Raw genomic sequence first — 13,088 nt, 5'->3', positions numbered from 1 at the left:
GTCACGGTAGAGCCGACCGTTGGTCGGCTGCTATGTAGAACCGACGGTCAGTCGGCAGCCCTTCAATTCTTTGCAACAGCCGGCGCGGCTACCGGTGCGGCAACCGGCTGCATCGCAACCGCCTTGGCCTGGACCGGCATGCCGGGCATGAAGACTTTCTGCACGCCGTCGATGATCACGCGGTCACCAGCCTTCAGGCCCTGCTCGACAATGCGCAGGCCGTCGGCCGTGCGACCGAGTTCGATATCGCGGCGCTGTGCCTTGTTGTCCTTGTCGACCACGTAAACGAACTTGCGGTCCTGATCGGTCAGCACGGCCTTGTCATCGATCAGCATGGCCTGGAACTGGCCGCTGCCGAGCAGCTGCACGCGGGCGAACAGGCCCGGGGTGAAGGCGCGGTCGGCATTGTCCAGCAGCGCGCGGACGCGGATGGTGCCGGTGCTGCGGGTCACCTGGTTGTCCAGAAAGTCGACCTTGCCTTCGTGCGGGAAGCCCTCCTCACCGGACAGGCCGACCTTCACCGGCAGTTCGCTGTCGCGCTCGCTCGGGCGTTCACCCTTGCGCGCCATCTGGGCGTAGCGCAGGAAGGTGCCTTCATCGGCATCGAAGTACACATGCACCTTGTCCAGCGAGACCAGCGTGGTCAGCACGCTGGCACTGTCGCCGGCGGTGACGAGGTTGCCGGCGGTCACCATCGCGCGACCGGCGCGGCCGTTGATCGGTGCGCGCACCTGGGTGAACTCCATGTTCAAGCGGGCCGCATCGACAGCCGCCTGAGCGGCCTGCACCTGCGCCAGGGCCTGCTCGGACACGGCACGGCGCTGTTCCCAGGTCTCGGTGGAGATCGCCTGCTGGTCGGAGAGGCGGCGGGCACGGTCGGCTTCGCTGCGGCTCACCTGGGCCTGGGTGCGCGCGCGGTTGAGCTCGGCGGTGGCGCGGTCCAGTTCGGCGCGGTAGCTGCGGGCATCGATGGTGAACAGCACATCGCCCTTCTTGACCTCCTGGCCTTCGACATAGTTGACCTTGTCGATGTAGCCGGAGACACGCGGGCGCAGTTCAACGCTTTCGACCGCTTCGACGCGGCCGCTGAAGTCGTCCCATTGGCTGACCTGCTTGACCAGGACCGGGGCGGCACTGACCGAGGGCGGCGGCGGAATGCCGGCTTCTTCAGCATGGCTGCCGCTGCAGGCGGTCAGCACCGCGGCGGCAAGAATCGACACGCCGGCCAGGGCCAGCCGTCGGGTGAAACGGTGCGGGGTGGAAGAGGAAGAAGTCATGACATGCATCCGTACGTAGGGGTGGTGATACAGGGAAATCGAAGAGACGGGGCGACGTGGGGGCGTAGCCTGGGACCTGAACCTAGGTGAAGGTCAAGCGGTGCCGGCGGTGTTGCGCGACAGCGAGGGAGGCCAATCCAGATGCAGCAGTCCGCGCGGCAGTTCGGCATCTCGCGCGTCGCAGCGGACGATGGCGCGGTTGTCGGCGCAGTTGTCGAGCAGGGAGACCACGCGACGGCCGACCAGCAGCGCGCTCGGCCATTCGATGCAGGCTTTGGCTGCATTGGCGGGAGTACAGACCGGGTCGGACACTTCCAGCATCTGCGCGCGCACGCCCAGCGCCTGGGCTTCCTGGTGGAGCACCTGCGCGTACATGCGCGTGGCCGACATGGTGATGGAAGATTCACCGTGCCCGGCCCACGGCTTGAACCCGGCCGGGCCGCCGACGAGCACATAGCGTCGCGTCTGCGCGCCACCACGCAGCAGCGGCAGCAGATGCCGACCGGCGTGCACATGTGGCATCACATCGGCCTGCAGCGCCTGCAGCAGCGCATCGCCGCTGCGGTCGGTCACGCGGCCGCGGTTGTACGGGCCGCCCATCGCATCGACCACGGCCGCCAGCGTGCGCCGACGCCCGGCCAGGCGCTGGGCCACGGTGCGCGCCGAGCCGTCATCGCCCAACGAGCCGAGCAGCACTTCCAGCCCGGGCTCATCGGCGAACTGCTCCTGCAGCGCGGTCAGCCGTGCGGGATCGCGGCCGACCACCAGCACGGGGCTTCCGGCCTCCAGCAGCGCAGCCACGATGCCCTGGCCCACGCTGCCGGTGCCACCGAGCACCAGCACTTCGGGGGCCAATGTCCCATTCATGGGACTTTCACTCCCGTCGCCGGGATAATCCCAATTCGGCCCAGTCGGTCACCGCCACGGGCGCCAAGGCGAATGCTGCCGCCACGCTGCATGTTGGCAGGCGGCGTGAATTCCCGGAAAGCCTTGCGGGACAGGGACCCCAAGCGGGGTTCCACGGTCAGCGCCAGGTCCAGCGGGGCGTTTGGGCCGCTACGCAGGCGGCCAAGAATGTTCCGCAACCACATGGTTGTCGTCCTTCATATCTGGAATGGCGCCAGATTAGTCCTCAAACTCCCCCTTGATTAGTCCGGATTTAGGGGAATAATCATCCCGTGCCCGGCACAATCATTTGCGGCACTCTCTCCTCCCCCGACCTTGGATCCCGTCATGGCCCACGATCTCAACGACACGCTGATCTTCGTCAAAGTGGTCGAGCAAGGCAGTTTCATTGCCGCCGCCACTGCTCTGGGGCTGCCCAAGACGACGGTCAGCCGCAAAGTGCAGGAACTGGAAACGCGCCTCGGCGCGCGCCTGCTGCACCGGACCACCCGCCGCCTCGGCCTTACCGAAGCGGGCTCGGTCTATCACGAGCATTGCCAGCGCATCGCACGGGAGCTCGAAGAAGCCGAAGGCGCGGTCAACCAGCTGCAGTCCGGCCCGCGCGGCTGGCTGCGCTTCACCGTGCCCTACTCGATCGGCATCACCTGGATTGCACCGCTGCTCGGCCAGTTCCATGCGCAGTACCCGGAAATCCAGCTGGACATGCATCTTGGCAACGAGAAGCTCGACCTGATCGCCGGTGAAGCGGATCTTGCGCTGCGCGTGGGCACCCTGCCCGACTCCAACCTGGTCGCACGCAAGCTTGGCAGCCTGCGCACGCAGGTATTCGCCAGCCCGGCCTACATCGAACGCTACGGCGAGCCGCTGCATCCGGATGAGCTGCAGTTCCACCGCATCCTGGCCATGCGCAAAGCGCGCAACCTCAACAACAACCGCTTCTTCTGGCAGTTGGGCGAGAACGGGGGCGAGCTGCTCGATTTCCCGGTGAATCCGCTGCTGGTGGCCAATGATCCGTCCGCGTTGAACGGTGCACTGGTGTGCGGCGAAGGGTTGCTGTTGACCGGTGACGTGATGGCCAAGCCGTTCGTTGAATCGGGGATGGTGCGCCGCGTGCTCGCCGGCTGGACCGGGCCGGAAGTGGACTTCAACGCGGTGTTCGCAGGCGGCCGGCTGGTCTCGCCAAAGGTGCGCGCGTTCGTCGATTTCCTGGTCGAGAAGATGAACTTCGACGCCAACTACATGCTGGCCCAGTGCCCGGCCGCGAAGCTGGCCAAGCAGCAGCAGACCCAGGTGGAAACGGAGCTGCAGGCGGCCGGGAAGCGGATTCTGGAGACGGTGACCGCGGGGTAATGCTGTCGATGCTTCATCAGCGAAGTGCCGTATGAACGACAACGCCGCCCTTGGGCGGCGTTGTCGTTTGGGCGGTGCGGTCGTGTGGGTGTGCGAGCGGACGGAGTTGTTCCGGGCGTACCGGCCAGCGGCCGGTACCTACAAAAAATGCCGCCTGTAAGGGCGGCATTTTCGTGTTGCGAACCTGGGCTCGCAACACGCAATAACAGCGCGCTGGCGCGCTGTTATTGCTGCAAGGGAATCACACGGATCTCGACGCGGCGGTTCTGCGCGCGGCCGGCATCGGTGTTGTTGTCGGCAATCGGGTAGGCCTTGCCGGCACCCAGGGTCTCAATGCGGGCGCGCTGCACACCCTGGCCGGCCAGGTAGGCGGCGACGGAGTCGGCGCGTTCCTTGGACAGGCGGTTGTTGACCGCGTCGCTGCCGATGCTGTCGGTGTGGCCGACCACTTCGATGATGGTCTGGTTGTACTCGGCCAGCGTGCTGGCCACGCCGTTGAGCGAACCGTAGAACTGCGGCTTCAGCGTGGACTTGCCGAAATCGAAGGTGATGCCGTCCGGCAGGTTCAGGACCAGGTTGTCGCCATTACGGGAGACGTCGATACCGGTGTTGGCGGTACGTTCGCGCAGCGCGCGTTCCTGGCGGTCCTGGTACTGGCCCACGGCCGCGCCGCTGAGTGCACCGATACCGGCACCGATCATGGCGTGCTGGCGGCGTTCGGTGGCGCTGTTGCCGCTGAGCAGGCCGGCAGCGACGCCGACGGCGGTACCGATCAGGGCATTGCGGCCGGTACGGTTCTGCTGTTCGACGGGGTTGCCGTACTGGTCACTCTGCACGTAGGAGCCACCGGTGGCGCAGGCCGTCAGGGCGGCAGCAGTCATCAGGGCCAAGGCCACGTTGCGGGTTGCGGGTCGAATCATGAGGTTTCTCCTTGGTTACCGGACGGCGCCGGCGTGCGGGCGGTGAAGAGCATAAACAGCCGAACGCGATGCCGGCATGATGAATGGCACGCCCGGCAGCTCCCTGTTCAGGTAAACGGTTACGGCGAAAGCGACCTTTCCGGGACGCCGGTCACGCCCCGCCGGTATGCCGATACGCTGCCAACGCGGCATCCCGACCCTCGCTCAGATCCACCAGTGGCAATGCCGGGTAGCCCGGTGCGAGCTCGGCCAGCAACTGCGGCGATTGCCACGGTGCGAAGCGTGCCTTCAACGGAAGCGCTTCCAGTTCCGGCACCCAGCGCGCGATGTAGCGCGCTTGCGGGTCGAACTTCTGCGACTGCGTGACCGGGTTGAAAATCCGGAAGTACGGCGCCGCATCCGCACCGGTGCCGGCAACCCATTGCCAGCCCATGGTGTTGTTGGCCAGGTCTGCATCGACCAGCGTGTCCCAGAACCAGCGTGCACCTTCGCGCCAATGCTGGCGCATGTGCTTGCACAGGTAGCTGGCGACGATCATGCGCACGCGGTTGTGCATGTAGCCGGTGGCCCACAGCTCGCGCAGGCCGGCATCAACGATCGGGATGCCGGTGCGGCCCTGCTGCCACGCCTGCAATGCCGCCGGGTCCGGTGTGGCCCACTGGAACTGATCGAAGCGTGGATTGAGGTTGTGCTCCGGGGTCTGCGGGAAGTGATGCAGCAGGTGGTAGGAGAACTCGCGCCAGCCCAGCTCGCGGATGTAGCCGTCGATATCGGCATCGCGGCTGGCACTGCGCTCGCCCTGCAGCCGGCGCGCGATCTGCCACGGGGCGATCTCGCCAAAATGCAGGTGCGGCGACAGCAGCGAGGTGCCGACCCGGTCTGGTAGATCACGCTGCTCGCGATAGCCGTTGAGCGCCCCATCGATGAAGACGGTCAGCGCCTCGTGCGCGCCCGCCTCGCCCGGTTGCCAATGGTCCCAGAACTGTCGATCCCACGGAATCGACGGTGCCAGGCCAAGCGTGTCGAGACTCTCGCCGCTGGCGCTGTGCGCGGGCAGCCGCTCGGGCAAGCGGGTCGGGGCCGGCAACTGCAGACGGGTCAGCGCATTGCGCCAGAACGGGGTGAACACCTTGTACGGCCCGCCCTGCTGGGTCGCTACGTCCCACGGTTCGAACATCAGGCTGCCGTTGTGGCTTTCGGCCTCGATGCCCTGCTCGCGCAGCTCCCGTTTGATTTTCGCATCGCGCGGCTGCGTGGCCGGCTCGTACTTGCGGTTCCAGTACACCGCGACCGCACCGGTCTGCTCGATCAGCTGCTGCAGCTGTGCCTGACTGTCGCCTTGGCGCAGCACCAGCGACGAGCCGCGCTCGCGGAGGTCCGTGTCGAGCGCGGCCAACGAGCGATGCAGCCAGGTGTTCGACGCGCCACCGGGCGCCCAGTCGCCTTCTTCGTGTGGCGCGTGGATGTAGACCGGCACCGGCACATGGCCGGCATCCAGAGCGGCCTGCAGGGCCGGGTTGTCCTGCAACCGCAGGTCACGGCGAAACCACACCAACGCTACCGACACGAGACTACCCCGGAAGATTCGAAGGGCAATGATAGCCAGTGCAGGTGAAGGAGAGGCAGCGATCGCGCGTGGATGGCCCGCACTGTTCCACATCGCCGCGCTTGACCTCAATCATGCTTGAGGTTCTATCGTGGCGTCCTCCCTCCCGCTTCCCCTCTGGAGATGCACATGGCCTACACCCTCCCCGCCCTGCCCTACGCTTACGACGCGCTCGAACCGCACTTCGATGCACGCACGATGGAAATCCATCATGCCAAGCACCACCAGACCTACGTCAGCAACCTCAATGCCGCCCTCACCGATGCCGGGATCGAGGGCACCGACATCGACGCGCTGATCGCCGATATCGGGGCTCTGCCGGAGGGTGTGCGCAACGTCGTCCGCAACAACGGCGGCGGGCATGCCAACCACAGCCTGTTCTGGACAGTGCTGACCGCCAGCGGCGGCACGCCGGAAGGCGCCGTGGCCCAGGCGATCGAGCGCGACCTCGGCGGCTACGCAGCGTTCAAGGACGCCTTCACCAAGGCTGCGCAGACCCGTTTCGGCAGTGGCTGGGCATGGTTGACGTTGAGCCGTGATGGCAAGTTGCTGGTGGAGAGCAGCCCGAACCAGGACAACCCGTTGATGGGCGACTTCGCGGGCCTCTCCGGCGGTACCCCGATCCTCGGGCTGGATGTGTGGGAACACGCCTACTACCTCAACTACCAGAACCGGCGCCCGGACTACATCGCCGCCTTCTTCGAACTGATCGACTGGACCGAAGTCGCGCGCCGCTACGAGGCCGCCGGCGGCCGTTGATGGACGCGGGCCCTGCACGGTAGACGCATCCGATGGATATCCCCGCACTGCAACGCCTGCTCGAGCGGGGTCGCGACAGCGCCCTGCTCCGCTTCGGCCTGGGCAAGGCCCTGCTCGACGCGGGTGACACCGCGGAGGCGGTCATCCATCTGCAGCACTGTGTCGCGCAGGATCCGCGCTATTCGGCGGGCTGGAAATGGCTGGGCAAGGCGCAGCTGGCCGCAGGCGATACCGACGCGGCGGCACAGGCTTGGCAGGAAGGTAGTACTGTCGCCGGGGCCAACGGCGACAAACAGGCGGTCAAGGAGATGGCCGTGTTCCTGCGGCGGCTGCAGAAGGCAACTGCGGGCCGGGCGTGATCGCCCGGGATGGCACGTGGCTGATCAGTCGCCCTTCGCGCGCCGCTGCTGCGCATCGAAGCGCTGCATGGACGCACGGATCAGCGCCTTGGCCTCGGCGGCATTGCCCCAGCCGTTGAGCTGGACCGGATTACGGCCGGCCGGCAGGTCTTTGTAGACGCGGAAGAAGGCTTCGATGCGCTGCCGTTCGATCAGCGGCAGGTCGTCCAGATCGCGGATGGTGGCGTAGGTGGGATCGATCTTGTCGGTCGGCACGCCGATGACCTTTTCATCCTGCTCGCCGTCATCGACCATCTTCAGGAAGCCGATCGGGCGGAACCGCACGATGACGCCGGGATGCAGCGGCTCGCGGGTCAACACCAGCGCATCCAGCGGGTCGTTGTCGCCGGCCAGGGTGCGCGGCATTGAGCCGTAGTTGGCCGGGTACGCCACCGGCATGGACTGGAAGCGGTCCACATGGACCAGACCGTCTTCCTTGATCTCGTACTTGGTGAAGCTGCCGGCCGGGATCTCCACGGCCAGATGCACTTCGTCCGGCGCGTTCTTCGGCTGCGCGGCGAGGAAGGGGTGCAGGACGGCATTGCCGGCTACGCTGGCACCGGCGAGCAGCAGCAGCGAGGTGGCCAAGGCGGCCCGCGCGATGGAACGGCGATGGATCATCTTGATCTCCACGGAAGGCCGGGCGCGCCGCAGCGGCCCAGCCGGTCGGTCGGTCATTCCCAGCAACGGTCGGCGCGGCCCTTCAGGGTCTGGGCGCGCGCGCAGTCACGGGGGGCGATGCGGCCCTGCGTCAGTTCGGCTCTCTGTTTGCGGCCATCGGCGCCGCGTGTCAACTCGAAGCCGTCGTACAGGCGGCCGGTGACGGTGCGCGCCTCGTAACGCAGGCGGCTCGGATCGATCTTCAACACCTGGAACAGCTGGGTGTCCTCGCCGACCGGGGCCATGGTGGCACGGGCTTCATCCGAAAGCCGGTACTGCTTCGGCCCGGCCACGGTGACCACGAACTGCGGCGTCGCGCCCTGCCCTTCGCCACGGCGGCCATAGGTGTGGTCATGCCCCTGCAGCACCAGATCGACCTGGTGGCGGCGCACCACGGGAAGCAGCACATCGCGCAGCTCGGTGTTCTCACGGCCTTCGCGCGGGGAGTAGAACGGCTGGTGCAGCAGCACGATGCTCCACGGGTGAGGATTATCGGCCAGCACCGTGTCCAGCCAGGCGGCCTGCGCCTTGGCGGTGCCGAGATCGAGTGCGGAGGTGCCGTCGAGCACGGCGATGCGCACGCCCTGGTAGTCGAACCAGTAGGTGCTGGTATCCGCGGCGTCCACACCATTACGCGGCAGCGCGAACGTCACCGGCCAGTGACTACCGAGCACGCGACGCTCCTGCGGCGTGTCTTCGAATTCCTCGAAGTACTCATGGTTGCCGATCGCCGGGGCCACGGCGGTTTCCTGCGGCAGCCAGCCGGCGGCGGCGAACCACTCGCCCCACTCGCTGTCGTCCTGCCCGTCGCCGCCGCTGACCAGGTCACCGGCGAACAGGCTCAGGCGTGCGTCCGGGGCGGCCTTGATGCCGGCCCGCATGACGCGCGAAACGTGGCTGAGGTTCTTGTTCTGGGTGTCGCCAAAATACAACAGGGTGAGCGGCTGGTCGGCGCGGCCGGCGGTACGCAGTTGGTTCCAGGCACTCCAGGTGTTCTGACCCTGCACGCGCCACAGGTACAGCGTGTCCGGCTGCAGGCCGGTCACATCGGCACGGTGATGATGGGACCCGCCCAGCTCGGTGGTCAGCGCCTGCGTGGTGGCGGTGATCCGGGTGGGCGTCCCCACATCCGGCGAATCACCGGCCAGCACCCATTCCAGCACCGGGGCCTTGACCGAGGTATCGGTCCGCCACGCAACCGAGAAGCCACGCGCCGCGTCCTGCGCCGGCGAGGCGACCAATCGATCCGGGAAGCCGGTCGCCGCGTAGTGACGGCTGCCGGCCGGCACCTGGGTGTTGGGCTCGGCACCGGTCCCGGCGTCCTTCTTTGCCAGGGCGCTGCCACTGCACAGCAGCAGCGCCATCGCCAGCGCGGTCAGGGCGGCGGGAACGCGGCTCACGCGCCACACTCCAGCGGCAGCGACAACTGCTTGGCGATGCTCGCCCAGTCGAAGGCCACCACGCCCTGGTCATCGTGCACGGCATAGAGCGCGCCATGCGGGAAGCGCGCGGACGGTGCCTGCATCGACCAGATGCCGTCGGTGTTGGCCACCGTGTTGCCCTGGAATGCACCGACATGTTTCAGGCTGTGCCGGTCGAACAGATGGAACACGCTGCGCTGCTTGCCCTGCTCGGTGGTGATCCACCAGCCGTCCTTGCCGCAGGTGCGCAGCATCACGCCTTCGGCCTGGGCCTGGAAGGCATCGCGGCCGAACGTGGTGCCGCTGAAGCGGCCTTCCAGCGTATAGACCTTGAACTCGCTGGCGTAGGTTTCGTCTTCTTCGGCGATCAGGAGGCGGTCGTTGGCCGGGTCGCCCCAGATCGATTCGACCACGCGCAGCGCGCCGGCCTCGGTGGTGTCACCGAAACTGGCCGTCAATGCAGCCAGCGCCTTGCCGCCCTGCACGGTGACCGCGTAACGACGCACGCGCTTGTCCAGTTCGGCCAGCGGCGGCAGCACATCGTTGCCCTGCGCGTCTTCGCCCGCATCGTAGGAATCGGTGACGTACACGTCGTAGCCATTGCCCTGCTTGTTCACCCACAGCCCGTACGGCTTGCGCAGATCGTCGGCGCCGAACACGCCCAGCGGGGTGAAGTCCGGCAGCTGCAGCACCTGCACGCGGTGGTTGTCGCGCTCCACGATCAGCACCAGGTCATCGACCACGGCGATGCCGTTGGGGCGATCGAACTGACCCGGGGCGGTGCCGAGGCTGCCGACGTCACGCAGCTTCGCCCCGGTCTGCCCGTCGTAGACCACCAGCTTGTCGGTGGCCTTGGCGGTCGCGATCAGCCAGACCTGGCCGTCGGGCGTGGTCCAGCTGGCCGGCGAGTCGATGTTGTCGTCCGGGGTCATCGGAGTGAGGAACGCTTCGGCGACGGTGGCCACATCACGTGGCGTGGAGGCGTCGGTGCCGGTCGGTGCGACCACCGGGGCCGGCGCCGCTGCGTCGGGCGCGGCTGCCGGCCTGCAGGCGGTCAACAGCGCCAGTGCGAGCAGGCTCAGGCCATGGGACGCGCGCATCACAGGGCCACCTTCAGGCCAAGGGCGTAGGTGCGACCATATTCCTCGTTCTGCAGAGTGCGCGAGCGCACGCCCTGGTACAGCTCCAGCGGCTTGTCGAGCAGGTTCTGCGCTTCGAAGTAAACGCTGACGTTCGAGGTGATCTTGTAGTCCATGCTGAAATCGAGCTGGGTGTTGGGCGCCACATAGATGTCATAGGCGCGGCTGTCGCCGAGTGAATCCAGGTACTCGCTGCGGTAGACCGCGGCCACGCGGGTGCTGAAGCCGGCCTTTTCATAGCCGATGTGCGCGCTGTACACGTGTTTGGAGGCGCGCGGCAGCATGAAGTCGTCGGCCTCGCGGCCAGCCACGCCGGGGTCGAAATCGGTATCCAGCCAGGTACCGCTGGCACCCACCAGCAGGCCATCCCAGCCGGCCGGCAGGAAGGCGAGCTGCTGCTGCCAGTTGAACTCGGCGCCCTTGACCGTGGCCTTGTTGCCGTTGATCACCCGGGTGACCTCGAAGCCCGGATACGCCGGATCGTTGTTGCTCACCGTGTTGACGATGTAGCCGTCGATCGACTTGTGGAACACGCCCAGCGAGACGATGCCGGTGCTGCCGATGTACTTCTCGAGCGAGAGGTCGATGTTCCTGGATTCATACGGATCCAGCTGCGGATTGCCGATCCGGACTTCCTCGTCACCCCGGCTCAGGCCGACACGCGGTGCCACATCGCCGAACGACGGACGCGAGACGGTCTTGTTGGCGGCCGCGCGCAGCACCCAGTCATCACCGGCGTCGTAGCGCAGGTGCAGGCCGGGCAGCACGTTGGTGTAGCTGCGGCTCACGCTCAACGGGGTAACCGTGAAGCTGCGGCCGTTACCGGCCACCTCGACGCTGTTGCCGGTGGCGCTGAACTGGGTGTTTTCCACGCGGACACCGCCGATGATGCGCAGCGCGCCGACATCCCAGGTGCCCATCACGTAGCTGGCGAAGATATCTTCGCTGGCGGTGTAATCCTCTTCCAGCGAGGTCAGCGCGTTACCGCCGGCATCCTGCGGGCGGGCGCTGTAGCGGCTGCCGGACTGTGCCCAGTAGCGGCGCATGGCATCCGAGCTCATGCCCTGGCCGAGGCTGCCGCCACGGTGATCGGGGGTGGAGGTGGTCCAGTCGGACAACGCCACGTCCGGACCGACGCGCAGTTCGCGCTCATCGACATTGACGTCGCGATCGCGCCAGCGACCGAGCAGGCCAAGCTTGATGCTGGAGGAATCGCCATCGAAGCGCACGTTGATCTGCGCACTGCGTTCGCTGTCGTTGACCTGCTTGGGCGACACCACGAAACGATCGAAATCGTAGTTGCCGTTATCCATCCACTCCGCGCTGGTCAGGCTGTAGCGCGGGATGCCACTGTTCTGATCGACGCGGGCGCCGAGGTCGTCGCCGTTGTACTCGAAGCGCGCCTCCATCTCATCGTTGACGCGCTCTTCGGTACGCGTGTAACCCACCTTGTAATCGACCACCGCATTGGTCAGGCGGTTCTCGCCGCCGGCGCTGGTGGTAAAGGTGTTTTCCTTCTTGGTGCGGTAGCGCATGCGCTTCTGGATGGCATCGGCCGGCAGGTCATCGACACGGTACTGATTGCTGCCCAGCGCGGTGACGTCGCCATCGCCGAAATTGAAGATCGTGCGCTGGCGCGTCTCGGCATCATCGAACTGGCTGTACAGCGTGCGCAGGTAGTAGCGGTTGTCGTCATCCGGGCGCCAATCCAGGTTGAGGTTCGCACCGATGCGCTTGCGCTCGATCTCGTACTTGCGCTGCTGCAGGCTGTTGGCGAACAGGTCGTCCTCGGCACCGCCGTCGAACTCGCCGTACTCCACTTCGGTGTTGTCCGATTCGAACTTGCGGTTCTGGTAGTTCACCCCCAGCGCCACGCCGAAGGTATCAGCGAACACTTCGCTGTAGTTGATCGCGGCCTTCGGGCTGGTGTTGCCGGAGAGCTGCTGATGGCTGGCTTCGATCTTGCCGCGCAGGTTGCGGCCTTCGCGATCGAACGCCGAGGCGGACTCGACCAGGATCGCACCGCCGATAGCGTCGCCGGGCATGTCCGGGGTGGGCGACTTGACCACGCGCAGGCGCTCGGTCGAGTCGGAGGGAATCACGTCCAGCGGGGCCGCGCGGCTGGAGTCTTCCGGGGTACCAATCGCGATGCCATCGACGCTGACGCTGTTGAGATTGGCATCCAGGCCACGGATGACCACGAAGCGCCCCTCGCCCTGGTCACGGGTAACGCTGACGCCCGGCAGGCGCTGCAGCGATTCGGCCACGTTCTGGTCCGGGTAGACGCCCATGGCATCGGAAGACACCGCATCTTCGATCGCATCGCTGCTGCGCTTGAGGTCGACCGCCCGGGTCTGCGACTCCAGCTGCGGGCGGACTTCGACCCGGTCCAGATCGATCGCGGCGGCACTGGCGGCGGCGCTGCCGGCCACCGTGCCGCCATCGGGCGTATCGGCGGCATGGGCCGACGGGGTGATCACCGCCAGCAACGAAAGGCTGATCGCCAGGCCCAACGGACGCTTCTTCTGCACTGCCTTCCCCAATCTGTGTAAAGAATGGGTCAGCACGGTATGTCCGGGAGGTTGCATGGGGATGACACCGGGGACATCGAACGGTCGGTGGCGGCGTCGGCTTTTGGCTTCGGTGGGGTGT

Annotated in this window: 11 protein-coding genes; 3 read left to right on the top strand and 8 right to left on the bottom strand. The window is 66.6% G+C overall.

Annotated features, from left to right (window positions below; translation table 11 throughout):
* Positions 1-62: 62 nt before the first annotated feature.
* Together EDF74_RS04655 and EDF74_RS04650 are read right to left on the bottom strand one after the other, a co-directional pair.
* Entirely contained in the window at positions 63-1,277 is a 1,215-nt protein-coding gene (locus tag EDF74_RS04655; protein ID WP_123728990.1) for an efflux RND transporter periplasmic adaptor subunit, read from the bottom strand.
* 93 nt (positions 1,278-1,370) lie between these two features.
* On the bottom strand, positions 1,371-2,144 hold the full coding sequence (locus EDF74_RS04650) for an SDR family NAD(P)-dependent oxidoreductase (protein ID WP_123728989.1): 774 nt from the start codon (positions 2,142-2,144) through the stop codon (positions 1,371-1,373).
* Positions 2,145-2,510: 366 nt separating this feature from the next.
* Here EDF74_RS04650 and EDF74_RS04640 point away from each other — a divergent pair, with 366 nt between their 5' ends.
* Positions 2,511-3,533 (top strand): LysR family transcriptional regulator, encoded by a 1,023-nt coding sequence (locus EDF74_RS04640; protein ID WP_121041912.1) that lies wholly within the window; start codon positions 2,511-2,513, stop codon positions 3,531-3,533.
* Positions 3,534-3,757: 224 nt separating this feature from the next.
* Here EDF74_RS04640 and EDF74_RS04635 read toward each other — a convergent pair whose 3' ends face one another.
* Positions 3,758-4,453, bottom strand: coding sequence for an OmpA family protein (locus EDF74_RS04635; protein WP_123728987.1), 696 nt, complete (start codon positions 4,451-4,453; stop codon positions 3,758-3,760).
* Positions 4,454-4,604: 151 nt separating this feature from the next.
* Positions 4,605-6,020 carry a cryptochrome/photolyase family protein gene (locus EDF74_RS04630; RefSeq protein ID WP_123728986.1) on the bottom strand — a complete coding sequence of 472 codons (1,416 nt, stop codon included), beginning with the start codon at positions 6,018-6,020 and terminating at the stop codon, positions 4,605-4,607.
* A 168-nt stretch (positions 6,021-6,188) separates the two neighbouring features.
* Here EDF74_RS04630 and EDF74_RS04625 point away from each other — a divergent pair, with 168 nt between their 5' ends.
* Together EDF74_RS04625 and EDF74_RS04620 are read left to right on the top strand one after the other, a co-directional pair.
* A complete protein-coding gene (locus EDF74_RS04625) occupies positions 6,189-6,818 on the top strand; it encodes a superoxide dismutase (protein WP_123728985.1) in 630 nt (209 codons plus the stop codon).
* 32 nt (positions 6,819-6,850) lie between these two features.
* On the top strand, positions 6,851-7,177 hold the full coding sequence (locus EDF74_RS04620) for a tetratricopeptide repeat protein (protein WP_123728984.1): 327 nt from the start codon (positions 6,851-6,853) through the stop codon (positions 7,175-7,177).
* Positions 7,178-7,201: 24 nt separating this feature from the next.
* Here the strand turns inward: EDF74_RS04620 and EDF74_RS04615 are convergent, their stop codons facing one another.
* Genes EDF74_RS04615 through EDF74_RS04600 form a run of 4 tightly spaced genes read right to left on the bottom strand, consistent with a single transcriptional unit; the run spans position 7,202 to position 12,967 of the window.
* Positions 7,202-7,837 carry an inorganic diphosphatase gene (locus EDF74_RS04615; RefSeq protein WP_123729711.1) on the bottom strand — a complete coding sequence of 212 codons (636 nt, stop codon included), beginning with the start codon at positions 7,835-7,837 and terminating at the stop codon, positions 7,202-7,204.
* A gap of 53 nt (positions 7,838-7,890) precedes the next feature.
* Positions 7,891-9,240, bottom strand: coding sequence for a purple acid phosphatase family protein (locus EDF74_RS04610; RefSeq protein ID WP_260232226.1), 1,350 nt, complete (start codon positions 9,238-9,240; stop codon positions 7,891-7,893).
* 32 nt (positions 9,241-9,272) lie between these two features.
* Positions 9,273-10,397 carry a phytase gene (locus tag EDF74_RS04605; RefSeq protein ID WP_123728982.1) on the bottom strand — a complete coding sequence of 375 codons (1,125 nt, stop codon included), beginning with the start codon at positions 10,395-10,397 and terminating at the stop codon, positions 9,273-9,275.
* Positions 10,397-12,967: a TonB-dependent receptor gene (locus EDF74_RS04600; RefSeq protein WP_123728981.1), complete on the bottom strand. Its 2,571-nt coding sequence runs from the start codon at positions 12,965-12,967 to the stop codon at positions 10,397-10,399. Before EDF74_RS04600 ends, EDF74_RS04605 begins: the two co-directional genes overlap by 1 nt.
* Positions 12,968-13,088: the final 121 nt, after the last annotated feature.

The organism is Stenotrophomonas rhizophila, from assembly GCF_003751305.1.
Lineage (GTDB): Bacteria > Pseudomonadota > Gammaproteobacteria > Xanthomonadales > Xanthomonadaceae > Stenotrophomonas > Stenotrophomonas rhizophila_B.
Note: the sequence above shows the minus strand (reverse complement) of the source record. Positions and strands in the feature narration are given on the sequence as shown.

Excerpts from the sequence above, each read along its gene's own strand:
- EDF74_RS04655 (WP_123728990.1), bottom strand. The coding sequence starts at position 1,277 with ATGACTTCTTCCTCTTCCACCCCGCACCGTTTCACCCGACGGCTGGCC.
- EDF74_RS04650 (WP_123728989.1), bottom strand. The coding sequence starts at position 2,144 with ATGAATGGGACATTGGCCCCCGAAGTGCTGGTGCTCGGTGGCACCGGC.
- EDF74_RS04640 (WP_121041912.1), top strand. The coding sequence starts at position 2,511 with ATGGCCCACGATCTCAACGACACGCTGATCTTCGTCAAAGTGGTCGAG.
- EDF74_RS04635 (WP_123728987.1), bottom strand. The coding sequence starts at position 4,453 with ATGATTCGACCCGCAACCCGCAACGTGGCCTTGGCCCTGATGACTGCT.
- EDF74_RS04625 (WP_123728985.1), top strand. The coding sequence starts at position 6,189 with ATGGCCTACACCCTCCCCGCCCTGCCCTACGCTTACGACGCGCTCGAA.
- EDF74_RS04620 (WP_123728984.1), top strand. The coding sequence starts at position 6,851 with ATGGATATCCCCGCACTGCAACGCCTGCTCGAGCGGGGTCGCGACAGC.
- EDF74_RS04615 (WP_123729711.1), bottom strand. The coding sequence starts at position 7,837 with ATGATCCATCGCCGTTCCATCGCGCGGGCCGCCTTGGCCACCTCGCTG.
- EDF74_RS04610 (WP_260232226.1), bottom strand. The coding sequence starts at position 9,240 with ATGGCGCTGCTGCTGTGCAGTGGCAGCGCCCTGGCAAAGAAGGACGCC.
- EDF74_RS04605 (WP_123728982.1), bottom strand. The coding sequence starts at position 10,397 with ATGCGCGCGTCCCATGGCCTGAGCCTGCTCGCACTGGCGCTGTTGACC.